The organism is Ramlibacter sp. AN1015 (assembly GCF_037726105.1).
Lineage (GTDB): Bacteria > Pseudomonadota > Gammaproteobacteria > Burkholderiales > Burkholderiaceae_C > Ramlibacter.
In genome coordinates this window covers 28,442-53,617 of record NZ_JBBJUM010000016.1, presented here as the reverse complement: position 1 = coordinate 53,617, position 25,176 = coordinate 28,442, and the positions used below count along the sequence as shown (strand labels likewise).

The following is a 25,176-nucleotide window of genomic DNA, read 5'->3' as shown; positions in this document are numbered from 1 at the left end:
CGGATTGTGCCTTCGCGTCGCCCTGCGTCCGCCGAATCTCACCGCATCGCAGCCGCTGTAGCATCGCGGCTTCCACTGCCTACGAGGAGTTCCATGAGCATTTCCATGTCGTCCGCCAGCTTGCCCGTCTTCAAGGTGATGCTTGGCAACCTCAAGCACTTTCTAGAGAAGGCGCAGGCTTTCGCGCAAGCCCGCAAGTGCGATCCCGCGGCGCTCACGCAGTATCGGCTGGCACCGGACATGCTTCCGTTCACAAGGCAAGTGCTCATCGCATGCGACGCCGCCCGATTGGGCGTCTCCCGCATCTCGGGGGTGGAGACGCCCAAGTTCGAGGACACCGAAACCACGTTCGACGAGCTGAAGGCGCGCATCGACAAGACCCTGTCGTGGCTGGCCAGCGTGCCGCCCGACAAGCTCGATGGGACCGAGGACAAGGAGGTGACCTTTCCGGTGGGGCGCGACGCCACCCGAACGATGAAGGCCGAGGCCTACCTGAAGCACTGGGTGCTGCCCAATTTCTACTTCCACGTCACGACTGCCTACGCGATCCTGCGGCACAACGGCGTCGATCTCGGAAAGGCCGATTACCTGAGCGGGGCTCGCTGACCGCGACGCCCCGGAGCTCCGAACTCGCGGGGCTCCCGCGCGCCGGCGTGTCCGCCGTCGCCCGCGGGCTGGCACAGGGGTGCCAGGCTTTTACGCGCCGCTCCTGGAGCGGGTATCAGCCCACAGCAGCTTCGAGCGCTACGAGCCGGTCGAGCTCGGCGCAGACGTCTGCCAGGCGACCAGAAATGACGATGCGGCCGATGGCGCTGCTGCCGGCTTGGGCACTGCGCGCTTCATCGATGCGCACCACCCGTACTTTGCTCGGGGGCACCTGCACCTGTGGGGAGCGAATGGGTCCGCTCCAGCGGCGCAGGCTGCGCCCGCCCGCCCCTGGGCCGGACCGCGCCTGACCAGCGGTACGAGAGCGTCCGCTGGCCGCGTCCGGGCAGGCGCGCTGCACCGTATCCCGGGCGGGAAGGTGGTCGCACTCCGGAAGCGCGGCGCGAGCAATGCTTTGCCCGACACCTTCAACAGTCCGTTCGCCGCTGCTTCTCGCCGCACCTGGAGCAGCAATCGAGTCGTTGCCGTGAGCAGTGCCTCGGGCGGCACGGTGGTCGGTACCGTGACCGGTACCGGTGATCGTCCCACCATGAGCAGAGCCGCAGGTCGCGTCGCAGGCTCCGTCGTTGGCCGATCCGTGAGCAGTACGTCGAGCACCATCGTGATCCGCACCGGCAGATGGTGCGCCGGAGAGCCATTCGACGGCGCTGTGTACCGGGCCGAACAGTGTGGCGATGAGAGGAAGAGCGAGTGCCATGTGGGTTCCTTGAGCTACAGGTTGTTCACAGGCAGGATTCCAAAGTTGCGACGCAGCCCAGGGTGATGGCACTACAGCCATACGCCCGCCACCTGGGGCTGGTCGAGACAGAAAGATTGGGCCGCCCTGCGCACACCCGGATTCAGGAGTGCGGGAGGACCGTGGGGCAGTACCCCTACATCAGCATGGTGTTGCGTATGAGCCCGACTGCCAGTCCTTCGATTTCGAAGGGTTCACCGGGCTCTACCACGATGGTCGGGTAGTCGGGGTTCTCGGCGTGCAACTCGATCAGGTGCTTGTTGCGGCGGAAGCGCTTCACCGTCACGTCGTCTCCAAGGCGGGCGACGATGATCTGGCCGTTCTTCGCGTCCTTGGTGGACTGCACGGCGAGAAGGTCGCCGTCCATGATGCCGGCGTCGCGCATGGACATGCCGCGCACCTTCAGGAGGTAGTCGGGGCGGCGCTGGAAGAGGCTGCTCTCGACGTAGTAGGTTTGATCGACGTGCTCTTGCGCGAGGATGGGGGAGCCGGCAGCGACGCGGCCCACGAGCGGCAATGCGAGCTGCGCGAGGCCTTGCAGCGGCAAGGTGAACTGGCGGATGCGGGATTCGTGGATGGAGCGCAGCGCGTCGTCTTTGAGGCGGATGCCGCGTGAGGTGCCGCTCACGAGCTCGATGACGCCTTTGCGCGCGAGGGCCTGCAGGTGCTCCTCGGCGGCGTTGGCCGAGCGAAAGCCCAGTTCGGCCGCAATCTCGGCGCGCGTGGGGGGCGCGCCCGTGCGGGTGATGGCGCCCTGGATCAGGTCCAGAATCTGTTGCTGGCGGGGCGTGAGCTTGGGGCTGTCCGACATGAACGGGATCTCCTGCGGCTGCTGACTCGTCTTGGCTGGTTACCTGGAGCGATCGGAGCGGTGTCGCACACTGTCTCGGCATCCAGTAACTGTATTTTTGACCAGTTTGTCCGGGAAGTGCAAGTGCGGGTTGAAAAAATCGTGGTGCTGGGCACCGGGGGAACAATCGCGGGGACGGCCGCATCGGTACAGGACCATCTCGGTTACGCGGCCGCGCAGCGAGGCATTGATGACCTCGTTGCAGGGATAGCAGGCCTGCATGCGCAGGAGCTGGAGCTGGAGCAGGTCGCGCAGATCGACAGCAAGGACATCGACGAGCGAATCTGGAGCTTGCTGATCGATCGATGCGCCCACTGGCTCTCCAAGCCGCAGGTGCGCGGCGTGGTGGTCACCCACGGAACGGACACGCTCGAGGAAACGGCGTTCCTGCTCCAGCGGGTGCTCGCTCCCGACAAGCCGGTCGTCCTCACCTGCGCGATGCGGCCCGCCACCGCGCTGATGGCCGACGGTCCGCAGAACCTGCTGGATGCAGTGACCGCGGCGCGAACGGCGGGCGTCCGCGGAGTGCTCGTGGTGTGCGCGGGCAAGGTGCATGAGGCGCTGCACGTCCGCAAGCGCCATACCTATGCGCTCGACGCCTTCGATTCCGGAGAACGCGGGCCGGTGGCGGTCGTCGAAGACGGAGCGCTGCGCCCCTTGAGCGGCTGGTCCGACGGGGGGCAGGGCGCCGACGACGCACTGCGCAAGCGGCTCGCCCGCGTGCAGCCCTGGCCGTGGGTGGAGATCGTGACCAGCCACGCCGGTGCACGCGCGGGCGCGGTGGATGCGCTGGTGGCGCAGGGCGTACGGGGGCTGGTGGTGGCGGGCACGGGCAACGGTACCGTTCACCACGCGCTGCTCGACGCCTTGCTGCGTGCACAGGACGCGGGCGTGCGGGTGGTACGTGCGACCCGCTGCGCGCAGGGGCGGGTATTGCCGCACCAAGGGGACGTCTTGCCGCACGCGGCAGTGCCTTCGCCCGTCAAGGCGCGCATCGATCTGCAACTGGCCCTGCTGGCGCAGGGCGAGGCCTGAGCAGCCGCCGATGTTCTCTGTCCTGCAGAGTCACCCATGGGCCTATCCGGCACTGGAGGTCGTACATATCGTCGGCATCGGTTTGCTGTTCGGCAACCTCGTCCTGCTCGAGCTACGGGTGTTCGGGCGAGGTGCCGCCTTGCCGCCGCAGGCCTTGGCACGCCTCAGCCTGGGCATTGCGGGCACCGGCTTCACCATCGCCGCTGCATCGGGCTTGCTGATGTTCGCCAGCCAGCCCGCGGAGCTTTTGGGAAATCGCGCGTTCACGCTCAAGATGCTGTTGCTGCTGGCGGCAGCGGGCAATGCGGCGCTGTTTCATGGCCGAGGCTCGCTGGCGCGTCTGGATGGCCTCGCACGCACCCTGATGGTGGTGTCTACTCTGATCTGGCTCGCGGTGATTGCTTGCGGCCGCTGGATTGCCTACGTGTGAACCGCTGAAGAAGGAGTGTTCCGATGCTACGTCGCAGTTTCGTTTGGGCCGGGCTTGCAGCGCCCGCCGTGGCGCTCGCCCACCATGGCTGGAGCCGCTTCGACCAGGACCGCCCGATCTGGTTGGAAGGGCGTGTTGCGCAGGTGAAGTGGCAGAACCCCCATGCCGAACTCGTGCTGGAGGTGCCGCAGGACCTGCGCGTGCCCGCGGACCTCGCGTCGCGCAGCTTGCCGGCGCAGTCCGCCCCTATCGATGGCAAGGCGTTGCTGTCACGGGCAGTCATCCCGACCCGCAAGGACAGCCGCTGGGAGGTGGAACTCGCGCCCCTCACGCGGATGCGCGCCTGGAAAGTCGAAGAGATCAAGCCCGGCACCCGGGTCGGCGTGCTGGGGTTCACCTTCCAGCAGGAGCAGGGCGAGCCGGTGCTGCGCGCCGAATACCTGTTCGTGGACGGGCGCGTGTACGCGCTGCGGTCGTCGCCCGCCTGAGCCGAGCGGCGCGTCCGCCCTGCGTGGCGCGCCCCTGCGGTGAGGTCATGCGAACCTGGCGCGGGGCCGGGAGGTGGGCCACGGCCTGACTTCGGTCGTAGGCCGCGTCTGCGCCCGAGTCCGCAGGGCGACCTGCGATGGTGCGGTACGTGAGCGATGCGTGCGGACGACGCTCAGCTATTCAACGCTGCCAATGCGCGCGCAGTGATTTCCTCGACGGTGCCGATGCCGCTGATGGCCCGGTACCGCGGTGCGTTCTGGGGATCGGATGTGGCCCAGTTGGCGTAGTAATCGACCAGCGGGCGGGTTTGCGCGGCGTAGACCTCCAGCCGCTTTTGCACCGTCTCCTCCTTGTCGTCCTCGCGCTGGATCAGCGGTTCACCGGTGACGTCGTCCAGACCGGCAATCTTGGGCGGATTGAACTTCACGTGATAGGTGCGGCCCGAGGCGGTGTGGGAACGGCGGCCGCTCATGCGTTCGACGATGGCTTCGAAGGGCACGTCGATCTCCAGCACGTAGTCGAGTTGCACCCCGGCGTGCTTGAGCGCATCGGCCTGGGGAATGGTGCGCGGGAACCCGTCGAACAGGAAGCCGCTCGCGCAATCGGGCTGCGCCAGGCGTTCCTTGACCAGGCCGATGATGATGTCGTCGCCCACCAGCGCGCCGGAGTCCATGACCTGCTTCGCTGCGATACCGAGGGGCGTTCCGGCCTTCACGGCGGCACGCAGCATGTCGCCGGTCGAGATTTGGGGGATGCCGTACTTCTGGCAGATGAACGCGGCCTGAGTGCCTTTGCCTGCGCCAGGCGCGCCCAACAGAATCAGTCTCATGGATGTCCTCGAAATCGAATGGGTCCGCTGGCAGCCGATCGCCTCACCAGGCCTGCCTCGCGGCGCTGCCGGAGCGCCCGCAGCGCGTGAACGCGCCGGAGGATAGCACGCGTCCCACTGGCAAACCTCGCCAGATCCGGGCGCGAGCACCCTCGTGCCGGCCTGGGAAATGCCGTGTCGCCGGCCTAGCCGACGCGGTGTGCCGAGGTGAACAGTGCGCGCACGCGCTGCAGGTCTTCGGGCGTATCGACGCCGGCGCCGGGCGCCCGCGGCGTGGTGTGCACCGCGATGGCATGGCCGTGCCAGAGGGCACGCAGCTGTTCGAGCGATTCAGCGAGCTCGGTGGGAGCCTGCGCAAGCTTGGGGAACGCCCGCAGAAAGCTCGCACGGTATCCATAGATGCCGATGTGCCGCAGCGGCGCCGGTTGCGGCACGCTTCCGATACCGTTGGCGAACGCGTCGCGCCACCACGGAATCGGTGCGCGACTGAAGTACTGCGCGAAGCCGCGGGCATCGGTGACCACCTTCACGACATGCGGGCTGCGCAGGTCCTCGACGGTCGCGACGGGGTGCGCAGCGGTGCTCATGCTGGCGTGCGGATGGCATTGCAGCAGTGCCGCCACCGCATCGACGAGTGCCGGGTCGATCAGGGGCTCGTCGCCCTGCACGTTGACGACGAGGTCGTCGCCGTCGAGGTGGAGGAGTTCGCACGCCTGGGCCAGCCGGTCGCTGCCCGACGGGTGATCGATGGCCGTCAGCACGGCTTCGACGCCGTGCGCAGCACAGGCCCGCACGATCGCGTCACTGTCGGCGGCCACCACGACCCGCGCGGCGGCCGATCGCCGCGCCCGTTCGGCTACGCGGACCACCATCGGACGGCCCCCGAGATCGGCCAGCGGCTTCTCGGGCAGCCGGGTGGAAGCGAGACGTGCGGGGATGAGAACCGTGAAGCCGGCGACCATGCCTCAGACCAGGGGAGTGCGCGCCGGGAGACGCTCGAGTTCTTCGTCGCTCAACGTGCGGGCTTCGTCTTCGAGCAGCACGGGGATGCCGTCGCGGATGGGATAGGCGAGGCGGGCGCTGCGCGAGATCAGCTCCTGATGGTCGCGGTCGTAATCGAGATAGCCCTTGGTGACGGGGCAGACCAGCAACTCAAGCAGTTTGGAGTCCATCGGCCGATGATAGCTTCGGGTGCAGCAGCCGATCGAAGCGGCTCCAGAAGCTCGCCTCTATCTGGACCACGAGCGGCACCGCCCAAGCATCGGGGCGGTGGCGCCAAAGCTTGACCGCGTCCTTTTCGGTGCACAGCAGCAGCCTGTGGGGTGGCAGCTGCGGCGGCTGCGCGAATGCCGCATGGTCGGGCAGGGCGACAGGGTGCCGCAGCGGCACGCCCGCCTTGCGCAGCATGTCGAAGAACACGTCGGGGCGGGCAATCCCCGCCACGGCGGTGACGCCGTCGGCGCCCGCTTCGGCGACCAGCGATGCCAGGGCGCGCCGCGTGCCGTCGGCCCGAACGGCCTCTTGCGCCAATCGCCGTGCGAGCAGCGCGCCTTCGACGGCCACCCCGTCCGGGCGCAAGACGAGATCGGTGGGCCGTGGCCATGACTCGCGCAGCGGACCGGCGGGCAGCAGCCAGCCGTTGCCAACGCCCCGGGTGTCGAAGACGCAAATCTCGATGTCACGGCCAAGAGCCAGGTGCTGCAGGCCGTCGTCGCTGATCAGCACCTGCGTGGCAGGGTGGCGGGCCAGTAGCGCGCGGGCGGCATCGACGCGGCGTGCGGCGACGAACACCGGCACGCTGCACCGTCGTGCCAGCAGCAAGGGCTCGTCGCCGACATCGCCCGCATCGCTGTCGGGAGTCACTTCGCGGCAGTCGCGCGTGCGGCGGCCGTAGCCGCGCGAGACCACGCCGCAGGACACGCCGGTTGCTTGCAGGTGCTCGATGACCGCCATCACCACCGGGGTCTTCCCGGCGCCGCCGGCCAGTACATTGCCCACGACGACTACTGGCACGCCCAGCCGCTCGCTCGAGCGCCAGCCGCGGCGATAGAGCAGCCGGCGCAGTGCCATGAGGGCGCCGTAGCCGGCAGCCAGCGGCAGCAGCAGCATGGCGGGTACGCCGCGCCGCAGCCAGGCGCGCTGCAGCGCCGCAGATAGCACCTAGGGCGCCCCCGCGCCTGCCGGGTTCTGCGCCGCGAACGTGACCTGTGTCAGGCCGCTGCGCCGCGCGGCTTCCAGTACGGTGATCACCGACTGGTGCGGCGAGGCGGCGTCGGCGCTGATGATGACCACGCTCTCCTTGCCGGCCTTGGCGGCATCCTGCAGCGCCCCAGCCAGCGCCTCCACGTTGCGCCCGGCAACCGGATTGCGGTTGATGCTGTAGCGCCCGTCGGCGGCGACGGCGACGATCACTTCCTTGGGATAGTCCCTCTGGGCATCGGCGTCGGCCACCGGCAGCCGCAACTGCAGTTCGGTGAACTTGCTGTAGGTGGTGGAGAGCATCAGAAAGATGAGCACCACCAGCAGGACGTCGATGAACGGGATGAGGTTGATCTCCGGCTCGGGCCTTGGGCGGGAACGGAAGTTCATGGCTTGCCGCCTACTTGCGCAGGGTGAACAGGTGGCGCGCGAAACGCTCCGACGCCAGTTCCAGCAGCAGCAGGTATTCGTCGACGCGGGCGCGGAAATAGCGCCAGAAGATGAGCGCGGGGATGGCGACGATCAGTCCGAACGCGGTGTTGTACAGCGCAATCGAGATGCCGTGCGCCAGCTGTGCCGGATTGCCGCCGGTCGCCCCGCCCGGCGTGGACTGGGAGCCGAAGATCTCGATCATGCCGATGACCGTTCCAAGCAGGCCCAGCAAGGGGGCCGCGGAGGCGATGGTGCCCAGCGCGCTGAGGTAGCGCTCGAGCCGGTGCGCCACAGCACGGCCCGTCTGCTCCATCACGGCGCGCAGGTCGCCTTCGCTGCAGCGCGGATTGGAGTTCAGCGCCCGGAAGCCGCTGGCGAGCACCTCGCCGAGTGCGGAGTTCTGCTCGAGCTGGTTGACGACTTCCGGCGTGGGTACGGCAGCACGCGACACCGCGACGGCTTCGTCCACGAGGCGGGGCGGTGCAACCTTGGCGGTCTTGAGGCTCAGGAGCCGCTCGACGATGAGGGCCAGCGCGATGACTGAACAGGCGATCAGCGGCCAGATCGGCCAGCCAGCGGCTTGTATGATCGAAAACAAGGGGGGTTCTCCGGCGTAGCGAGTGCTGAGTCGGCCCATTATCCGTCACCTGACGACCTTTGTAGGACGCCACGCCATCCGTGTCGTCCGATTCGCACAGATCTTGTGGATAACTTTGTGCAGAAGCCACCCCCCGCGGGCCAGAAACCCGCGTCAGATCGTGCTTGTAACAAAACGATGACAAATTCAGCAGCGAAAAGTCTTTGTAAATCAAGGACTTGCTCGGAGAGCTCGGCGGCTGCGCCGAGCATTACATTGCCGCGCACGATCGCTCTCTGCTGTGGACTATTACGCGGCTCTGGTGGCTCGCCGGACCGCGCCGTTTCTCATGCCTGACATCGCAACCCCAGCAACGGCGCGGCGCATCTGGCAAGTTGGGGCGCTATGCCGCGCCATTGCTGACGCCTTGGACGCGCGCTTCAACCCCGTCACGGTCGTCGGCGAGCTGTGCGCGGTATCCCGGCCCGCGAGCGGCCACTGGTACTTCACCCTGAAGGATGATCGCGGGCAGCTGCGCTGCGCGATGTTCCGCCGGGCGGCCGCGCTGGTCGATTTCGTCCCTCGGGAGGGCGACCGGGTGGAGGTGCGCGGGCGCCTCGATGTCTACGATGCCCGCGGCGACCTCCAACTGGTCGCGGAGAGCCTGGTGCGAGCGGGGCAGGGCACGCTGTTCGAGCAGTTCCTGCGGCTGAAGGACCGGCTGCAGGACGAAGGCCTCTTTGCGCCCGAGCGCAAGCGTACGCTGCCGTTGATGCCGCGTGCGATCGGGCTGGTGACTTCTCTCGGGGCAGCTGCGCTGCATGACGTTGCGGCCGCGCTCGCGCGCCGCGTACCGCATGTGCCGGTGCTGCTGGTGCCGGCGGCGGTGCAGGGTGCGCAGGCGCCGGGCGAGCTGTGCCGTGCGCTCGGCACGCTGTACGCACGGGCCGAGGCGGGCGAACTGGACGTGATCCTGCTCGTCCGCGGCGGCGGCTCGATGGAAGACCTCTGGGCCTTCAACGATGAGCAGCTTGCACGCACCATCGTGCGCAGCCCTGTGCCGGTCGTCTGCGGGGTAGGCCATGAAACCGACTTCACCATCGCGGACTTCTGTGCCGACCTGCGAGCTCCCACGCCCACGGCCGCCGCCGAGCTGGTGTCGCAGCCGCGGGACGCATGGCTGGGGGTACTGCAGTCGCTGCACGAGCGGCTGTCGCGTGCCGCCGAGCAGCGCCTGGACACCGCCGGGCAGCGCCTCGACGGTGCGGCGCAGCGCCTGGGCCGGCCCTCCGAACGCACCGGCGCTCAGGACCGACAGCTGGCGCGCCTCGCGCATCGCCTGCGCTTCGCCGTGCACGGGAAACTCTCAGAAGCGCAGCAGCGCCTCGATGCCCGCGCGACAGCCGGGCGCCGCGGCCTGCTGCAGCACCTGAGAACGCGCCAGCAGGCGCTGGAGCGCGCGGCGCTGCGCCTGGGCCTGCTCGATCCGCGCCTCGTGCTCGAGCGCGGTTATGCGCTGCTGTCCCACCCCGACGGTTCGGTGGTGACGCGCGCTGCGGCGGTGCGCGCCGGCCAGCCGGTAACTGCGCTGCTCTCGGACGGCCAGCTGGACCTGACCGTCACGGGCGCGCCTCGCCTGCTTTAACTGCCTAGAATCGTCTTTTCCCGAAAAGCAACAACCCACCGAGGAACACCATGGAACACACCCTTCCCCCGCTGCCGTATGCCATCGACGCACTTGCACCGCACTACTCGCAGGAAACCCTGGAATACCACCATGGCAAGCACCACAACGCCTATGTGGTGAACCTCAACAACCTGCAGAAGGGAACCGAGTTCGAGAACATGCCGCTCGAGGAGATCGTCAAGAAATCCTCCGGCGGCATCTACAACAACGCCGCGCAGGTCTGGAACCACACGTTCTTCTGGAACTGCATGAAGCCCAATGGCGGTGGCGAGCCCACCGGCGCGCTCGCCGAGGCCATCAACAAGAAGTGGGGCAGCAACAGCGCCTTCCGCGAAGCCTTCGTCAAGTCGGCCGTCGGCAACTTCGGCTCGGGCTGGACCTGGCTGGTCAAGAAGGGCGACGGCAGCCTCGACATCGTGAACACCGGCGCCGCCGGCACGCCCCTGACGACCGGTGATCGCGCCGTCCTCACGGTGGATGTCTGGGAGCACGCCTACTACATCGACTATCGCAACCAGCGTCCGAAGTTCGTCGAGACTTTCCTGGACAAGCTGGTGAACTGGGACTTCGCCCAGAAGAACTTCGCCTGAGCGAGAAGCGAGCCAGGACACGGGCCGCACGGCGCAGGTCTGGTCGGGCTCGCATTGGCGTCCATCCGCTGTGGCGTGCAGGGCTGTTGCGCTGAGCGCTGGCTCGTGATGCTGGCGGGATCGACACGAACCGCCAGCCTGCAGGGGCGCTGACCTGGTTCGCTCGTGGGTGCTTGTCGTGAACGCCGTCGGCCCTCGTGCGATCGGCAGGTCCTCCGCACGGGCCGAGCTTGTCTGCGGGCGCGCCCCAATGCCCGATGGGCAGCCGTCGGGGCGAGGGCGGAGGTCCGCTGCCTTGGCCGATCTCGGGAGCGGCGCGATGCCGCAAGGCGCGGACAGCGCCGCTTTCAGCGCGGCGCCGCGCGAAAAGGCTCTCCTGCCAGCTTGGCGCCCGGGCCGATTCCCTTCTTGGCAAACCATCCCTGGTTCATCTCGAGGACGTAGCGCACCGGGCGCGCCGAGCAGTGCGACTCCGGGCTGCGCGCCTGCATGTCGGCCAGGTTCACGATGGTGCCGTCGTCCGCAATGAACGCAGCGGTGAGCGGCAGCAGCGTGTTCATCATCCAGAAGCACTGCACCGAAGGCTGATCGAAGACGAACAGCATGCCTTCGTGCTGCGGCATTTCCTTGCGCCACATGAGTCCGGTGGCCCGCTGCTCGGGCGTTCGCGCGACCTGGGCATCGATCTGGTGCATGCCGGCGGACAGCTTTACGCGCGGCAACTGCGTCTGCGGCTCCTGGGCGGCGGCAACAAGGGCGGCGCTTGCCAGTGCCGCGGCAGCCATGGCGGAATGAAGCGGTTTCATGCAGCGGATTGTGGCGGCTCAAGCCAGGTGCGACGAAGAAAGGCCCGCCGAAGCGGGCCATTGCGGGCGCCGTGAAGTGGATTACTTCTTGGCTTCTTCTTTCTTCTCGGCCTTCTTCACTTCCTTCTTGGCAGCGGCCTTTTCGTCCTTCTTGGCTTCTTCTTTCTTGGCGGCCGGAGCGGCGGCTGCGGCCGGAGCGGCAGCAGCGGCAGGAGCCGCAGCAGGAGCCTGGGCGAAAGAGGTGGCGGCGAAGAAACCGGTGACCAGGGCGGCGAGGAGCTTGTTCATGAACTTTCCTTCAGGTACTTGTGGGTGAGTTTTTTGCGAGAACAACCTCCCGCGGACGGAAGGCAAGATGGCAACGGCTGAGGTCCGCGGCCGGTTGACAGCGCCTGCGCAAAATTCCCGCTGACCTGCGCATGCGCCAGCGGCACAGCGGCGGCCATCCCTGGAAAATGGCCCCTCGAAGCGCCGGTAGAATGCGGCGCTGCGCCGCTCGCGGCCGAACGCATCGCATCCAGTTCTTCCTTTCCGGAGACCTTTCCCCCATGTATCAGCACATCAAGGTGCCCGCCCAGGGCCAGAAAATCACGGTCAAGTCCGACATGACGCTCCAGGTGCCGGATGAGCCGGTCATCCCGTATATCGAAGGCGATGGCACCGGCACGGACATTACGCCGGTGATGCTGAAGGTGGTGGATGCGGCCGTCGCCAAGGCTTATGGCGGCAAGAAGAAGATTCACTGGATGGAGGTCTACGCCGGCGAGAAGTCCACTCGCATCTACGGCCCCGACGTCTGGCTGCCCGAAGAGACGCTGCACGCCGTGCGCGACTATGTCGTCTCCATCAAGGGCCCGCTCACCACTCCCGTCGGCGGCGGCATCCGCTCGCTGAACGTCGCGCTGCGCCAGGAACTCGATCTCTATGTGTGCCTGCGGCCAATCCAGTATTTCAAGGGCGTGCCTTCGCCGCTGAAGGAGCCCGAGAAGACCAACATGGTGATCTTCCGCGAGAACTCCGAAGACATCTATGCCGGCATCGAGTACGAGGCCCAGTCGGACAAGGCCAAGAAGGTCATCAAGTTCCTGATCGAGGAAATGGGTGTCAAGAAGATCCGCTTCCCCGAGACGTCGGGCATCGGCATCAAGCCGGTGTCCATCGAAGGCACCGAACGGCTGGTGCGCAAGGCCATCCAGTACGCGATCGACAACGACAAGCCGAGTGTGACGCTGGTCCACAAGGGCAACATCATGAAGTTCACCGAAGGGGGCTTCCGTGACTGGGGTTACGCGCTCGCCCAGCGTGAATTCGGCGCCGAACTGATCGACGGCGGCCCCTGGTGCAAGTTCAAGAACCCGAAGACGGGCAAGGACATTGTCATCAAGGACTCCATCGCCGACGCGTTCCTGCAGCAGATCCTGCTGCGCCCGGCCGAGTACAGCGTGATCGCCACCCTGAACCTCAACGGCGACTATGTGTCGGACGCGCTCGCGGCGCAGGTCGGCGGCATCGGCATTGCACCGGGCGCCAACCTGAGCGATTCGGTGGCCATGTTCGAGGCGACCCACGGCACTGCGCCCAAGTACGCCGGCAAGGACTATGTCAATCCCGGCTCCGAGATCCTCTCGGCCGAGATGATGCTGCGCCACATGGGCTGGACCGAGGCGGCCGACCTCATCATCAGCTCGATGGAAAAGTCCATCCAGAGCAAGAAGGTGACCTACGACTTCGCCCGCCTCATGGACGGAGCTACCCAGGTGAGCTGCTCGGGCTTCGGGCAGGTCATGATCGACCACATGTGAGCCACTGGAGCTCGAGCCATGGAAAAAGCCGCCCCTGGGCGGCTTTTTTGTTGTCGGTGCGGTTCAACGCAGCTCGGGCAGGGCGGTGGCATGAAACTGTGGAGCGCGCACCTTGGAAATGCGCGGGCGCTGCTCGCCGAAGTTCTGGGCGGCTGGGGCGATGGTTGGCGGCGGGTGCATGCCGCCGGTCGGCGCCTCGGCCTCGATGTTCAGGGCGAGCTGGCCTTTCGGGCCGTCGGTCAGCTCGAAGGTGACCCGCGCTCCCTGCTTCAAGGTCTTGAACCCGCTCATTGCGATGGCGGAGAAATGCGCGAATACGTCGGGACCGCCGCCGTCGGGCTCGATGAATCCGAACCCCTTCGCATCGTTGAACCACTTGACTGTTCCTGTAGCCATGAAGGCGCCTCCAGATTCCCTCTCAGAACGTGCAAAGTGTCCGGGAAGGTCCGGTTCCCTGTCAACGACTTTCAGATACGAAAGTACGCAATGTGTGGCGCGCAGGTAGCCGAACCGGTCGCGCTTCGGGTCGGCTTGCGATGCGGCCGTCGCCTGCGTGCCATTGCGGTGCTTGAAAGTGGCTGAAGGATCGCCAATTCAAGTGCACGAGGGCGCGGGGTCGGGCCCGCTCGATAGAATGATTTTCATGGCCAGCAAAACACCCAATCCCGCCCCGGTTGCGCCCAAGGTGCAGCCCAAGGACGACGACGGTGGGTCCGTAGTCCTCGAGCGGCGCACCCAGAAGACCAAGCCTCCGCAGATGTACCAGGTCGTCATGCTCAACGACGACTACACGCCTATGGAGTTTGTCGTGGTGGTCATCCAGGAGTTTTTCAACAAGGACCGGGAGACGGCCACCCAGATCATGCTGAAGATCCACCTCGACGGTCAGGCCGTGTGTGGGGTGTATTCACGCGACGTGGCTGCGACGAAGGTCGAACAGGTCCAGGCTGCGGCACGGCAGGCCGGACATCCCCTTCAATGCGTAAGTGAACCGGCGCAATGAGCCCACCGCGGAACGGATCAGGAATACAGTGACTCAGAGTCAGACAGGCAGGAAGGCAAAGGAAATCTCATGATTGCCCAGGAATTGGAAGTCAGTCTCCACATGGCGTTTGTGGAGGCACGCCAGCAGCGCCACGAGTTCATCACCGTGGAACACCTGCTGCTCGCCCTGCTGGACAATCCCAGCGCGGCGGAAGTGCTGCGCGCTTGCTCAGCCAATATCGAGGACCTGCGCAAGTCCTTGTCCAACTTCATCAAGGACAACACGCCGCAGGTTGCCGGAACGGACGACGTCGATACCCAGCCTACGCTCGGGTTCCAGCGCGTGATCCAGCGCGCAATCATGCACGTGCAGTCCACCGGCAACGGCAAGAAGGAAGTGACGGGCGCCAACGTGCTCGTCGCGATCTTCGGCGAGAAGGACTCGCACGCCGTGTACTACCTGCACCAGCAGGGCGTGACACGCCTGGACGTCGTCAACTTCATCGCCCATGGCATCAAGAAGAGCGACCCTCCCGAGCCCGCCAAGGGTGGCGAGGCGACGGGTGCCGAAGGCGAGGAGGGCGGCGAGAAGAACGAAAAGGCTTCCCCGCTCGAGCAGTTCACGCAGAACCTGAACCAGGCGGCGAAGGACGGCAAGATCGATCCGCTGATCGGCCGCGAATACGAGGTCGAGCGGGTGATCCAGATCCTGTGCCGCCGGCGCAAGAACAACCCGCTGCTGGTCGGCGAAGCAGGCGTAGGCAAGACCGCCATCGCCGAGGGCCTGGCCTGGCGCATCGTCCAGAAGGACGTACCGGAGATCCTGGCCGATTCCAACGTCTATTCGCTGGACATGGGCGCGCTGCTGGCAGGCACCAAGTACCGCGGCGATTTCGAGCAGCGGCTGAAAGGCGTGCTCAAGTCCCTCAAGGACAAGCCCAATGCGATCCTGTTCATCGACGAGATCCACACCCTGATCGGTGCCGGTGCAGCCTCCGGCGGCACGCTGGACGCTTCCAACCTGCTCAAGCCGGCGCTCTCCAGCGGCCAGCTCAAGTGCATCGGCGCAACCACGTTCACGGAGTACCGCGGCATCTTCGAGAAAGACGCGGCCTTGTCGCGGCGCTTCCAGAAGGTCGATGTGGTCGAGCCCAGCGTCGAGCAGACGATCGAGATCCTCAAGGGCCTCAAGTCCCGCTTCGAGGAGCACCACAGCGTGCGCTATGCGGCCAATGCGCTGCAGGCAGCGGCCGAACTGAGCGCCAAGTACATCAACGACCGCCACCTGCCCGACAAGGCCATCGACGTGATCGATGAGGCCGGCGCGGCGCAGCGCATCCTGCCGGTGAGCAAGCGCAAGAAGACCATTTCAAAGACCGAGGTCGAGGAGATCGTCGCCAAGATCGCCCGTATTCCGCCGGCCAACGTGTCGAATGACGACCGCGGCAAGCTGCAGAATCTCGAGCGCGACCTGAGGAGCGTGGTGTTCGGCCAGGACAAGGCTCTCGAGGTGCTGTCCGGCGCCGTGAAGATGGCACGCTCGGGCCTCGGCAAGGGTGACAAGCCGATCGGTGCCTTCCTCTTCAGCGGCCCCACGGGTGTCGGCAAGACCGAAGCGGCCAAGCAACTCGCCTTCATCATGGGCATCGAGTTGATCCGCTTCGACATGTCCGAGTACATGGAGCGCCATGCGGTGTCGCGCCTGATCGGTGCGCCGCCCGGCTACGTGGGCTTCGACCAGGGCGGTCTCCTGACCGAGGCGATCACGAAGAAGCCACACGCGGTGCTGCTGCTCGATGAGATCGAGAAAGCGCACCCGGACATCTTCAACGTGCTGCTGCAGGTCATGGACCACGGCACGCTCACCGACAACAACGGGCGCAAGGCCGACTTCCGCAACGCCATCATCGTGATGACGACCAACGCGGGAGCCGAGACCATGAACAAGGCGACCATCGGGTTCACCAATCCGCGCGAAGCGGGCGACGAGATGGCCGACATCAAGCGCCTGTTCACGCCGGAGTTCCGCAACCGCCTCGACGCAATCGTGAGCTTCAAGGCGCTGGACGAGCAGGTCATCCTGCGCGTTGTCGACAAGTTCCTGCTGGTGCTCGAACAGCAGCTCGCCGAGAAGAAGGTGGAAGTCACCTTCACCGACAAGCTGCGCAAGTTCCTGGCCAAGAAGGGGTTCGATCCGCTCATGGGGGCGCGCCCGATGCAGCGCCTGATCCAGGACACCATCCGCCGGGCGCTGGCCGACGAGCTGCTGTTCGGACGGCTCACCGAGGGCGGGCGCCTCACGGTGGACCTCGACGAGAAGGACGAGGTCGTGCTGGACATCCAGCCCTTGCCGAAGAAGGAAGGGCGTTCCCGCCCCGAGCCGGAGGAAGTGTCTACCGACGGGCAGTAGCCCTTCGGCCCCACGAAAGAAAGCCGCCCTCGGGCGGCTTTTTCTTTTTGAGGCGCGCTGCCGCCGGCCAACGGCTGCGCGCGCAGACGCTAACCGCCTGCCGGCTGCGCCTGCAATTGCGCCAATTGCTGGCGCAGCTGCATGTTCTCCGCCGTCAGAGCGGCCACCCTCTGGCGCAGCGATTCGATGGTGTCCTCGCCTGCGTCAGGCTCGCTTTGCTCAGAGGCAGACTGCGGCGCGGCGACGGGTTTCTTGCGCGATTCGCGTGCCCGCTTGGCAGCCTGTTTCAGCTCCTGCCTTCCTCCACTGGCAGCCGCAACCTGTTCCTCCCAGGGCAGGCTGGCCACGGTGGCTGCGGCGTTGATCGAAATCTCGCCCGCCTTGACGGCCGCCACCACGTCGGGCGCGGCCTGTTTCCGGATCTTCTCGATCTGCATCACCTGATTGCTGCTCAGGCGAGCGACGCGGGCAAGTGCCTCGCGCGTCGTCTCCTGCGCCGCGGTGGCAGGCACCGATGCGACGGTCTCAGCGGCCGAAGTACTGGAGGAGGGGGGTGTCTCGGGCTCCGTTTCGGACGCCGTGCGCGCCAGGCGCTCGGCAACGATCTCGCGTTTGCGCAGCGCCAGGACGCCGCGCTGAAAATCGGACAGGCTGCGACGGCCCAGGTGCTGGTCGATCATCCACAGGTGCACGTCTTCTATCGAACGGAACCGGGTGCTCTGCACGGTCTGGAAGGACAGGCCATGCTGGCGGCAGATCGCGTAGCGGTTGTGGCCATCGACCAGCGTGCTGCCCCATAGCACGAGCGCGTCGCGGCAACCCTCGGCAAGGATGCTGCGTTCGAGGGCGCGGTACTCCTCGGGGCTCAGCGGATCGATGTAAGCCTTGATCTCTTCGTTGACGACGATGTCCATCGGGGAATGTGGGTGCGCAAGGAGTGCAGGGGACGCGCATTGTAGGCAGCGACTGAGCGGCCGGGCAGGCGAAACCAGCCCCATCTCGTCGCGCGAACCTTGCAACCGACCGCAGGTGGCGAGCATGCGAAAAAGTGCCGCTTGCGCTTGAACACCGGGCAAGCGCGAGCGCACCGCCACAGCCGCCGCCGCCGTCATTGCCAAGCAGGCGTGCAGCTGCGGCGCCGCGTCGCTCGGCGCCCGATCAAGTAGCGCGGGCGCCGCTACACAAGCGCGCCTTGAGCAGATCGGGAAACTGCGCGGCCCACACCGCGTTCGCGCCTGACGGGTGCGGAACGGGATGGAGCGTGAATCGACGCTCGGCGCCTGCAATCTCGAGATCGACTTGCAGGGATGCGTCGTACTTGTCCGCACGCGCCCAGAACTCCTCGATGGTTCGACGGGTCTCCGGGCTTCCCATCCCGAACCACTTGAACGCAGCCTCTCCGAAGGTGACGACCGACACGCCGCGCCACGAGGCAAGAAGCTGCAGGAGCGCCGGTCGGCACCTGCGGCGCACCGCCACGGGCCACGGTTTGTTGCCGATCGGCTTGAAGGGCACCGTGTTCATCCAGTAGATGTCGTCGTCGCTCCATGCGAGCTCGGCCATCACCGCCCGGATCTTCTGCCCCGCGCCTCCGACGAACGGCCTTTGAAGCCGCACCTCCTGTTCGCCAGGGTCCCTGCCGAAAAAGCACCAGCGCGCCTGCGCGTTCCCAAGCCCCAGCACCGGCTCCTTCGGGTCGCGCCCGTGCCGGCGGTAGCAATCCAGGTCGATGCCCTCGAGTTCGCTGCCGATCCAGCGAAGCTGCTCCAGTGCGGTTGCTCCATGCATGCGGCATTCTGGCAGTGCTGCCTGGGCCCACGGCAGACATCCACCGGCGCGATCTGCCGCTGCACCGGTAGACTGAAACGATGGCATCAGTCGAATCGATGCAGCAGTCTGTCCAGGCGCTGCCAGCGCCGGAGCACCTGCGCCCCTGGTTTCTGTGCCTGATCACCCGCCAGGTCAGCGGCGGGGTGGCAGGCGCTGGCGTTCGCGCACGGGTGCAGGCCAACGTCTATGCATGCATCAACCTTATCGGCGAAGGCCTGGTGCAACGAGCGGGCCGCCCGCTGCCGCGGGTGTTCGTTACGGGGCCTTTCTCGCGCCCTGTCGATACGGTGGTGCCGGGCGTTCTCGCGTCGGCCAGCGTCGTCATGCAGCCATGGCTGCTCGGGCCTTTGCTGGGCATCGACGCTGCGGAAGCCGTTGATCAGATCGTTTCTCTGGAACTCGAGCAGATCACGCACCATGCCCTGGACGCGCTAGCCAGGCATCCTGGCGACGAGGCGGCGCGCACCGTGGTGTGGCAGGCCTTGGAGCGATTCCTCGGTTCGACGCCGCCAGCCGGGCCCCGCCTGTCGCTCGATGCGTTGCGCTCGGGCGGTGTCGAATCGGCCGCCGCGGCATGCGGCTGCAGTGCACGCCAGTATCGGCGCCGTTTTCAGCAGGCGATGGGCCTTGCCCCGGCGGCATGGCTGCGCATCACGCGGTGGGAGCGCGCGGTATTGCAGTTCGCGCGCTTGCAGTCGCACGGCAGCCTCGCCGAGGTATCGGTCGCTTCGGGATACGCGGACCAGGCCCACATGACGCGCTAGATGCGCGAGTTGGCCGACAGCACACCGGGACAGCTTCGACGGGCGCTGTTGCAGGACCGCGAAAGCTGGTCGCTCGAACCGGCGCGTGTCCGAATTCTTCAAGACGACGAGAGCGCGCGGCCATAGCCTTCGCGCATGACAGCCTGCGGCGAGGCCGGCTTTCTCCTGACTACCGTTGACGACGCGATCCGAGCCGCGCATGCCGGCAGCCTGTGGTACTTGACCTTCGGGCTGGCATGCTGCGCGGTGGAGATGATGCATACGGCGGCGGCGCGATACGACTTCGACCGGTTCGGCATGATTCCGCGCGCCAGTCCCCGCCAGGCGGACCTGATGATCGTGGCGGGCACGCTCACCAACAAGATGGCGCCGGCGATTCGCAAGGTCTACGACCAGATGGCCGAGCCGCGCTACGTGCTGTCCATGGGCTCCTGCGCGAACGGCGGTGGCTACTACCACTATGCCTACTCGGTCGTCCGCGGCTGCGACCGGATCATCCCGGTCGATATCTACGTGCCCGGGTGTCCGCCGACGCCCGAGGCGCTGCTCTATGGCGTGCTTCAACTCCAGCAGAAGATCAAGCGGACGGCGATCTTCCACCGCGGGTGAGGCACAAGCGGCACGCAGCACAGGATGCCGAAGGCGGCGACCCCAATGCCATGCAGGTCCGAAAAGCGACCGCGCCCGCTCAGCGCAGCCGGTGCCTTCGCGCGATCAGCACGTACAGCGCAGCACCGACCAGCAGCAGCCCTGTCGCGAGCCACAGCGAAAGGCCGAAGCCGGCGGCCGCGCTCGAGGTGCGAGCGACCAACCACACGGCGAGCGGTGGCCCGATGATCTGGCCCAGCCCGTATGCGGCGGTGAGCAGGCCCATGAAGCTGGTGGCGTCCGTCGGCCGCAGGCGGCGCACCTCCTGCATGGCGAAGAAGGTGATGGCCGTGAAAGGCAAGCCAAGCAGGAGGCTGCCGATGGCAAATCCGCCGAGCGTCGGGCTCACCAGGCTGGCCGCGACTCCCATCGCCTGCAGTACATAGCAAGCCGCGAGCCGCAGGCGAAGATCGACTCCGGCCGGCATGCGCGAGGCCAGCAGGGCTCCCACCATCACGCCGACCCCGAACAGGGGCCAGAACACGTCAAGCAAGGGCGATCCGGGCAGCGCCTGGCGGGCGATGACGGGCAGGAAGGTGGCCGTGATGATGTAGCCGATGCCGGCCAGCCCGTAGGCCACGGTGAGCAGCGCCATCTCGCCCGTGCCGCCAGGTGGGAGCACAGGAGCCTGTGCGGACGGTGCACACGCACTTGCACTTGCACTTGCACTTGCACTTGCCGGCGTCGGCGTCGGCGTCGGCGTCGGCGTGGGCATGCGGTTTTCGAAGACACGCCACACCAGGGCGGTCAGCAGCGCCGCCAGCATCCCGAAGGTCAGCCAGCCCGAGGCGGCAGTAGCCTGCATCTGCACCAGGGCGCTCGCTGCCAGTCCGCTGGCGACGATGCCCGCCCCGGGCCCAACGTATATCAGTGCGCCCATCGCCGGGACCGCGCGCGACGCGAGCTGCTCCAGGCAAAAGCCGGTGGTGTAGACGAACACGACGGCGCTCGCAATTCCCGCTGCGAACCGCAGCAGGGGCCACGCCGCGGGAAAATGCAGCGCCATGCCTGTCGTGAACAGCGCCGTTGCAACCAGTCCACCGCGAACCAGCCGCGGCCCTTGCACGGACGTGGCCCACCCGAAGCGGCGCCAGACCCACGGTTGAAACGTACATCCCAGGGCGCCCAACAGGTACCCGAGGTAATTGGCGCTGGCCAGCAGACCGGCGCCCGGCAAGTCCACCGACCCCTCGGACAGCATCATCGGCAGCAGCGGCGTGAACGCGAAGCGGCCGATACCCATGGCCACCGCGAGGGCCACGAGTCCGGCTGCGGCAATGGTGGCGGCAGTGGGTGTGTTTGTCGGGGATTGCATGGCGGGGCGCAGTGTCGCATGGGCATTGCAACGCGCGGGACCGGCTTGCAGTTGCAGGGCCGTGGAGGTGCGGCGTGCGACCTTGCGACTGCTTCGCAGGCAGCTCCAGGCGACGGCCGACCGCGCGACAACACAGGGGAGGGCTGATTGGCAGCGGCCTGACGTCCATGCGGTCCGTTGCAACGGACCTGCTACACGATGGATACAGACCTCGCTGCTGCTTTGCGCAGCGGGTTCGCGCGGTAGCAATGCGAACACAAGACGATCTGTCGCCCAACACAGGCCTGTTACAGGCGTTCCGCAGACTGCATCACAGCGTGCCATGTCGGTGCGCCCTCAGACCTCATTGACAGGAGACCACCATGACCTCTTCCACCACCACCCACGACGCGCAACGTTATGCCCGGTGCATCAACATCTCCAAGCGCGTGCGCTGGGAAATCGAGCGCGATGTCATTCGCGGGCGCCGTTTCGACTACAGCCGCGCGTTCCTGCCGGCAGGCTTGTCACTAGTCGATGAGCTTGAATTCCTCTCTCCCACCGACCGTCGGCGGCTCAGCCAGGTGCAGGGCCGGACGTATGCCTATCTCTTCAGCTTGGTCGAGCGCTTCATCAGTGCGAAGGTGCTGGACGTCAGCCGTGAGCACTGGTTTGGCGACCAGCTCGCGCTCGAGGCGCTGGTGCGTATGGGCGAGGAGGAGATCAAGCACCAGGAGCTGTTCCGCCAACTCGAGGCGCAGATGACCGCCGACATGCCCGCGGGGTATCGCCAGGCGGCCGACCCCAACGATGTGGCGCGCTTGGTGATGGGCAAGAGCACCTGGGGCGTATTGGCGCTGACGCTGCACATCGAACTCTTCGTGCAGGCGCACTATCGCAGCAGCATCGAGCCGCAGGCGGACCTCTCCGAACTGTGGAAGGACGTGTTCCTATTCCACTGGAAGGAAGAGGCCCAGCACGCCGTGCTGGACGAGATCGAGCTGACGCGGGAGAACGCGCGGCTCACGCCTGCGCAGCGCGACGCCGCACTGGGCGACTTCATCGAGCTTGTAACCGCTGTGGACGGCCTGCTGCAGGCGCAGGGGGGTGAGGATGCGCGCTATTTCATATCGATCGCGGAAAGCAGCTTCACGCCGGATCAGGTTGAGCAGATCGCCCAAGGCGTGCTGAAGGCCTACCGCTGGCAGTACATCGTTTCCGGGGCCATGGAACCGCGCTTCCAGAAGGTGTTCTTCGGCATGCTCGACACGGTACAAGCGGAGCGCGTGAAGGCGGCGCTCGCGCCTCTGACGTATGCGGTTCCGCGGCGGCCCGAGGTTCACCTGCCGATGGCGGCGTGACGAGCCTCGCCACGGATCCAGATCGGGAGCTACGCTATGAATGCCGTGCACCAGGACCCAGCCCGACTCGGGCTCTTCATCGCCACGCTTGGACGGCTTGCGTGCCACGTCCGCGCGGAGTTTCGCTCGTTGCGCATCGCGTGGTTCGCCAACCGGCGAAGGGCCGCCGCGCGCCGCGAGTTCGCGCGCCTCGATGCCGTTGGTTTGCGCGACCTTGGGCTGTGCGCGTCGGAGTTCGATTCGTGCTGGTCGGAATCCACCGGTGCGGCGTCGGTGACGCGGCGGCGCATTGCCGATGCCTGCGCAGGGTGATCGCCATGAACGGCGCACGGTGGCCGATCCACGCTGTGCGCCGCCAGCGCAGGTCGCCTGGCGTCCTCTGTTTCGCCATTCGGCGGTAAGAAGGTGGGCCTTCGCTGCGGATCCGATCAGAGCCGCGAATAGTCCACTGCGTGATGCCGATCGATGTGCCGCGTAGGAGCCGGCACGGGGTTCTTCAGCCCGGACGCACAGTTGAACAGCACCGCACAAGCCCCATCGGGGATATCTCCGCGTCGGACGCACTCGCGGTAGGCCACCAGGGTGGCAGCGCCTTCCGGACAGAGGTTGATACCGTCGGAGGCAGCGAGCTCGATCCTCGCCTGGGCCACAGCGCCATCATCGACTGCAATGGCGAAACCCTCGCTCTCCCGCAGCACCTGCAGGATGAGGCGGTCCCCGACGGTCCAGGGCACGCGAACGCCAGGTACCTCGGTGAAGCCGTCTTCCCAGGGCGCCGCTTCGGAATGTCCGGCTTGGAACGCGCGAACGATCGGAGCGCACGTGCGGGACTGGACCGCTACCATCCGCGGCCTCTTGGAGCCGATCCAACCGATCGCCTCCAGTTCGTCGAAGGCCTTCCACATGCCGATCAATCCCGTGCCGCCACCGGTCGGATAGAAGATGAAGTCCGGCAGCTCCCAGCCGAACTGCTCTGCCAGCTCGAAGCCCATGGTCTTCTTGCCTTCGAGCCTGTAGGGCTCCTTGAGCGTGGACATGTCATACCACTCGAGAATCCGCTTGCCGCCTTGGATCAGGGGAGCCAGGTCGGTGATGAGTCCGTTGACGCGCCAGACATGCGGAGTGAACAGGCTCGCTTCCGCGATGGTCGATTCGGGGGCGTCATCCGGGCAGAACACGAATGACTCGATCCCGGCGCGGGCGCAGTACGCCGCGAAGGCAGCTCCGGCGTTGCCCGCGGTCGGAATGACGGCGCGGGTGACGCCCAGTTCCTTGGCCATCGACACTGCAACGGAAAGGCCCCTGGACTTGAACGATCCGGTGGGAAGCCGCCCCTCGTCCTTGATAAGCAAGGGCCCGGGGGCACCGATCCTTCGCGCAAAGCGCGGCGACTCGAGCAATGGGGTGGTGATCTCGCCGAGCGACACGATGTTTTCCGTCCTGCGCACGGGCAGAAGTTCCCGCCATCGCCACATGTCTGCGGGCCTTCCGTTCAGGGCGTCTTTGGTCAGAGCCCGAGCCACGGCCGATAAGTCGTAGCGCACCAGCAGGGGGCGCCCCGCGGCCGACAGTCCGGCACGCGAGTGCGCGGGGTACACGTCTCCGGTCAAGCTGCATTCGAGGTGCGTCAGGTGGCAGCGCTCGATCGATGCGTCGTTCATGTGGTGCGGCTCCGCGGTACGTGCGCCGGCGCTGGGTTCGCACCAGTTGCGCTCCGTGCTCCTGACGCCAGAATCTAAAGCCCGAAACGCCTGCTCCTGACGGGCCGCCCATGAATCGGCCGATTTCAGATTTGAAACGATGAACTGGAACGACGTGCAACACTTCCTCGCCGTTGCATCGGGCGGCGGCCTCCCCGCAGCGGCCCGCAACCTCGGCGTATCACAGGTCACGGCCTGGCGGCATGTCCGCCGCCTCGAGGAGACGCTGAACGTCCGACTCTTCGAAGAACGAAAGACCGGCTATGTGGTTTCTCCCGAGGGCCAGCGCCTGCTCGAGTCGGCGCAGCGGATGGAGGCCGAGCTGGCGCGGGTGCGGGAGGGGCTTGCCGGCGGACCAGGGGAGGTCGCAGGCGAGGTCCGCCTCACGGCGCCGGAAGTGATCGCAAGCGCCTTGCTGGCGGAGCGCCTCACGGAATTGCATGGCGAGTGGCCGCAGCTTCGCATCGAGCTCGTCACCGGGAGCCCTGCTTCTGGACTGATCAAGCGTGAGACGGACATCGCGCTGCGCTACGAGGACATCTCGCATGGCGATTTCGTGGTCGAGGGCAGCTTCAGCGTCGGTTTCGGCGTGTACGCGAGCGCGGAGTACCTTGAACGGCATGGGCGTCCGGTTGCGATGGACCGCTTCGAGGGGCACACGCTTATCGCGTTCGACGACTCGCCGGGGCATGTGGCTCCCGCCCGCTGGGATCTGCGGGGTGGCAAGGGCGCTGCAATCGTCTTTCGCAGCAACAGCGTGCACGCGCGTGTGGCCGCCGCCCGATCCGGTCTCGGATGTACCTTGCTGCCCTGCATCCTGGGAGACGGCACGCCGGGCTTGGTCCGCCTCCTGGCACCCTCGGATGTCGGAAGCCTGGAGTTGTCCTGCATGGTCAACCGGCGAGTTCAATCCAGTCCCCGCATCGGCCGGGCCGGCGACTTCGTCAGGCGCGTACTTTCGGGCGCTGCACAGCGGTTGGCAGGCACCGGAACGGAGTGAGCGGCGGCCGGGCGCGCGCCGTGCCAAAAATGAAATCGGGCTATTCAGGCGCCGTCT

The 25,176-nt window shown here is 66.5% G+C and carries 29 protein-coding genes; 14 read left to right on the top strand and 15 right to left on the bottom strand.

Annotated elements, in window-relative coordinates:
* The first annotated feature begins 93 nt into the window (after window positions 1-93).
* Entirely contained in the window at window positions 94-606 is a 513-nt protein-coding gene (locus WG922_RS19730) for a DUF1993 domain-containing protein (RefSeq protein ID WP_340284628.1), read from the top strand.
* Between the two features lie 115 nt (window positions 607-721).
* On the opposite strand, the gene WG922_RS19725 is transcribed toward WG922_RS19730, so the two are convergent.
* Entirely contained in the window at window positions 722-856 is a 135-nt protein-coding gene (locus tag WG922_RS19725; RefSeq protein ID WP_340284626.1) for a hypothetical protein, read from the bottom strand.
* 682 nt (window positions 857-1,538) lie between these two features.
* Window positions 1,539-2,213, bottom strand: a complete 675-nt coding sequence (gene lexA / locus WG922_RS19720) for a transcriptional repressor LexA (RefSeq protein ID WP_340284625.1) — start codon at window positions 2,211-2,213, stop codon at window positions 1,539-1,541.
* Between the two features lie 123 nt (window positions 2,214-2,336).
* Here lexA and WG922_RS19715 point away from each other — a divergent pair, with 123 nt between their 5' ends.
* Genes WG922_RS19715 through WG922_RS19705 form a run of 3 tightly spaced genes read left to right on the top strand, consistent with a single transcriptional unit; the run spans window position 2,337 to window position 4,205 of the window.
* Window positions 2,337-3,287, top strand: coding sequence for an asparaginase (locus tag WG922_RS19715; RefSeq protein ID WP_340284685.1), 951 nt, complete (start codon window positions 2,337-2,339; stop codon window positions 3,285-3,287).
* 10 nt (window positions 3,288-3,297) lie between these two features.
* Complete coding sequence (locus WG922_RS19710) at window positions 3,298-3,717, top strand: hypothetical protein (protein WP_340284623.1); 420 nt, start codon at window positions 3,298-3,300, stop codon at window positions 3,715-3,717.
* Between the two features lie 23 nt (window positions 3,718-3,740).
* Window positions 3,741-4,205, top strand: coding sequence for a DUF6152 family protein (locus tag WG922_RS19705; RefSeq protein ID WP_340284621.1), 465 nt, complete (start codon window positions 3,741-3,743; stop codon window positions 4,203-4,205).
* A gap of 173 nt (window positions 4,206-4,378) precedes the next feature.
* On the opposite strand, the gene adk is transcribed toward WG922_RS19705, so the two are convergent.
* From adk to WG922_RS19675, 6 genes are all read right to left on the bottom strand, one after another.
* The gene (gene adk, locus WG922_RS19700; protein WP_340284619.1) at window positions 4,379-5,035 is read right to left on the bottom strand and encodes an adenylate kinase; all 657 of its coding nucleotides are present in this window, start codon (window positions 5,033-5,035) and stop codon (window positions 4,379-4,381) included.
* A gap of 185 nt (window positions 5,036-5,220) precedes the next feature.
* A complete protein-coding gene (gene kdsB / locus WG922_RS19695; protein ID WP_340284618.1) occupies window positions 5,221-5,997 on the bottom strand; it encodes a 3-deoxy-manno-octulosonate cytidylyltransferase in 777 nt (258 codons plus the stop codon).
* Between the two features lie 3 nt (window positions 5,998-6,000).
* Window positions 6,001-6,207, bottom strand: coding sequence for a Trm112 family protein (locus WG922_RS19690; protein WP_340284616.1), 207 nt, complete (start codon window positions 6,205-6,207; stop codon window positions 6,001-6,003).
* Window positions 6,188-7,144: a tetraacyldisaccharide 4'-kinase gene (lpxK, locus tag WG922_RS19685; protein WP_445322861.1), complete on the bottom strand. Its 957-nt coding sequence runs from the start codon at window positions 7,142-7,144 to the stop codon at window positions 6,188-6,190. Before lpxK ends, WG922_RS19690 begins: the two co-directional genes overlap by 20 nt.
* A 51-nt stretch (window positions 7,145-7,195) precedes the next feature.
* A complete protein-coding gene (locus WG922_RS19680; RefSeq protein ID WP_340284611.1) occupies window positions 7,196-7,624 on the bottom strand; it encodes an ExbD/TolR family protein in 429 nt (142 codons plus the stop codon).
* Window positions 7,625-7,634: 10 nt separating this feature from the next.
* The gene (locus tag WG922_RS19675; protein ID WP_340284609.1) at window positions 7,635-8,264 is read right to left on the bottom strand and encodes a MotA/TolQ/ExbB proton channel family protein; all 630 of its coding nucleotides are present in this window, start codon (window positions 8,262-8,264) and stop codon (window positions 7,635-7,637) included.
* 328 nt (window positions 8,265-8,592) lie between these two features.
* On the opposite strand from WG922_RS19675, the gene xseA reads away from it, so the two are divergent.
* Together xseA and WG922_RS19665 are read left to right on the top strand one after the other, a co-directional pair.
* Window positions 8,593-9,888, top strand: a complete 1,296-nt coding sequence (gene xseA / locus WG922_RS19670; RefSeq protein ID WP_340284607.1) for an exodeoxyribonuclease VII large subunit — start codon at window positions 8,593-8,595, stop codon at window positions 9,886-9,888.
* Between the two features lie 50 nt (window positions 9,889-9,938).
* Complete coding sequence (locus WG922_RS19665; protein WP_340284606.1) at window positions 9,939-10,520, top strand: superoxide dismutase; 582 nt, start codon at window positions 9,939-9,941, stop codon at window positions 10,518-10,520.
* Between the two features lie 347 nt (window positions 10,521-10,867).
* On the opposite strand, the gene WG922_RS19660 is transcribed toward WG922_RS19665, so the two are convergent.
* Window positions 10,868-11,326: a DUF192 domain-containing protein gene (locus tag WG922_RS19660; protein ID WP_340284604.1), complete on the bottom strand. Its 459-nt coding sequence runs from the start codon at window positions 11,324-11,326 to the stop codon at window positions 10,868-10,870.
* 81 nt (window positions 11,327-11,407) lie between these two features.
* On the bottom strand, window positions 11,408-11,614 hold the full coding sequence (locus tag WG922_RS19655) for a hypothetical protein (RefSeq protein ID WP_340284603.1): 207 nt from the start codon (window positions 11,612-11,614) through the stop codon (window positions 11,408-11,410).
* Window positions 11,615-11,874: 260 nt separating this feature from the next.
* Between WG922_RS19655 and icd the strand changes: the two genes are divergently transcribed.
* Entirely contained in the window at window positions 11,875-13,128 is a 1,254-nt protein-coding gene (gene icd, locus WG922_RS19650; RefSeq protein WP_340284601.1) for an NADP-dependent isocitrate dehydrogenase, read from the top strand.
* A 63-nt stretch (window positions 13,129-13,191) separates the two neighbouring features.
* On the opposite strand, the gene WG922_RS19645 is transcribed toward icd, so the two are convergent.
* Window positions 13,192-13,524 carry a cold-shock protein gene (locus WG922_RS19645; protein WP_340284600.1) on the bottom strand — a complete coding sequence of 111 codons (333 nt, stop codon included), beginning with the start codon at window positions 13,522-13,524 and terminating at the stop codon, window positions 13,192-13,194.
* Between the two features lie 238 nt (window positions 13,525-13,762).
* Between WG922_RS19645 and clpS the strand changes: the two genes are divergently transcribed.
* Together clpS and clpA are read left to right on the top strand one after the other, a co-directional pair.
* Window positions 13,763-14,131 (top strand): ATP-dependent Clp protease adapter ClpS, encoded by a 369-nt coding sequence (gene clpS / locus WG922_RS19640; protein WP_445322860.1) that lies wholly within the window; start codon window positions 13,763-13,765, stop codon window positions 14,129-14,131.
* A 69-nt stretch (window positions 14,132-14,200) separates the two neighbouring features.
* Entirely contained in the window at window positions 14,201-16,522 is a 2,322-nt protein-coding gene (gene clpA, locus WG922_RS19635; RefSeq protein WP_340284598.1) for an ATP-dependent Clp protease ATP-binding subunit ClpA, read from the top strand.
* A gap of 89 nt (window positions 16,523-16,611) precedes the next feature.
* Here the strand turns inward: clpA and WG922_RS19630 are convergent, their stop codons facing one another.
* The gene (locus tag WG922_RS19630) at window positions 16,612-17,436 is read right to left on the bottom strand and encodes a plasmid replication/partition related protein (protein ID WP_340284597.1); all 825 of its coding nucleotides are present in this window, start codon (window positions 17,434-17,436) and stop codon (window positions 16,612-16,614) included.
* A gap of 244 nt (window positions 17,437-17,680) precedes the next feature.
* Window positions 17,681-18,310 carry a uracil-DNA glycosylase family protein gene (locus tag WG922_RS19625; RefSeq protein ID WP_340284596.1) on the bottom strand — a complete coding sequence of 210 codons (630 nt, stop codon included), beginning with the start codon at window positions 18,308-18,310 and terminating at the stop codon, window positions 17,681-17,683.
* Between the two features lie 212 nt (window positions 18,311-18,522).
* Between WG922_RS19625 and WG922_RS19620 the strand changes: the two genes are divergently transcribed.
* Together WG922_RS19620 and WG922_RS19615 are read left to right on the top strand one after the other, a co-directional pair.
* A complete protein-coding gene (locus WG922_RS19620; RefSeq protein WP_340284595.1) occupies window positions 18,523-19,116 on the top strand; it encodes a helix-turn-helix domain-containing protein in 594 nt (197 codons plus the stop codon).
* 135 nt (window positions 19,117-19,251) lie between these two features.
* Complete coding sequence (locus WG922_RS19615) at window positions 19,252-19,725, top strand: NuoB/complex I 20 kDa subunit family protein (RefSeq protein ID WP_340284594.1); 474 nt, start codon at window positions 19,252-19,254, stop codon at window positions 19,723-19,725.
* Window positions 19,726-19,804: 79 nt separating this feature from the next.
* Here the strand turns inward: WG922_RS19615 and WG922_RS19610 are convergent, their stop codons facing one another.
* Complete coding sequence (locus tag WG922_RS19610; protein WP_340284593.1) at window positions 19,805-21,079, bottom strand: YbfB/YjiJ family MFS transporter; 1,275 nt, start codon at window positions 21,077-21,079, stop codon at window positions 19,805-19,807.
* Between the two features lie 362 nt (window positions 21,080-21,441).
* Here WG922_RS19610 and WG922_RS19605 point away from each other — a divergent pair, with 362 nt between their 5' ends.
* Both WG922_RS19605 and WG922_RS19600 read left to right on the top strand, forming a co-directional pair.
* Complete coding sequence (locus WG922_RS19605) at window positions 21,442-22,419, top strand: hypothetical protein (protein ID WP_340284590.1); 978 nt, start codon at window positions 21,442-21,444, stop codon at window positions 22,417-22,419.
* 36 nt (window positions 22,420-22,455) lie between these two features.
* The gene (locus tag WG922_RS19600; protein ID WP_340284589.1) at window positions 22,456-22,731 is read left to right on the top strand and encodes a hypothetical protein; all 276 of its coding nucleotides are present in this window, start codon (window positions 22,456-22,458) and stop codon (window positions 22,729-22,731) included.
* A gap of 116 nt (window positions 22,732-22,847) precedes the next feature.
* Here WG922_RS19600 and WG922_RS19595 read toward each other — a convergent pair whose 3' ends face one another.
* Window positions 22,848-24,080: a threonine synthase gene (locus WG922_RS19595; RefSeq protein ID WP_340284588.1), complete on the bottom strand. Its 1,233-nt coding sequence runs from the start codon at window positions 24,078-24,080 to the stop codon at window positions 22,848-22,850.
* 139 nt (window positions 24,081-24,219) lie between these two features.
* On the opposite strand from WG922_RS19595, the gene WG922_RS19590 reads away from it, so the two are divergent.
* Window positions 24,220-25,119, top strand: coding sequence for a LysR family transcriptional regulator (locus WG922_RS19590; protein ID WP_340284587.1), 900 nt, complete (start codon window positions 24,220-24,222; stop codon window positions 25,117-25,119).
* Window positions 25,120-25,176: the final 57 nt, after the last annotated feature.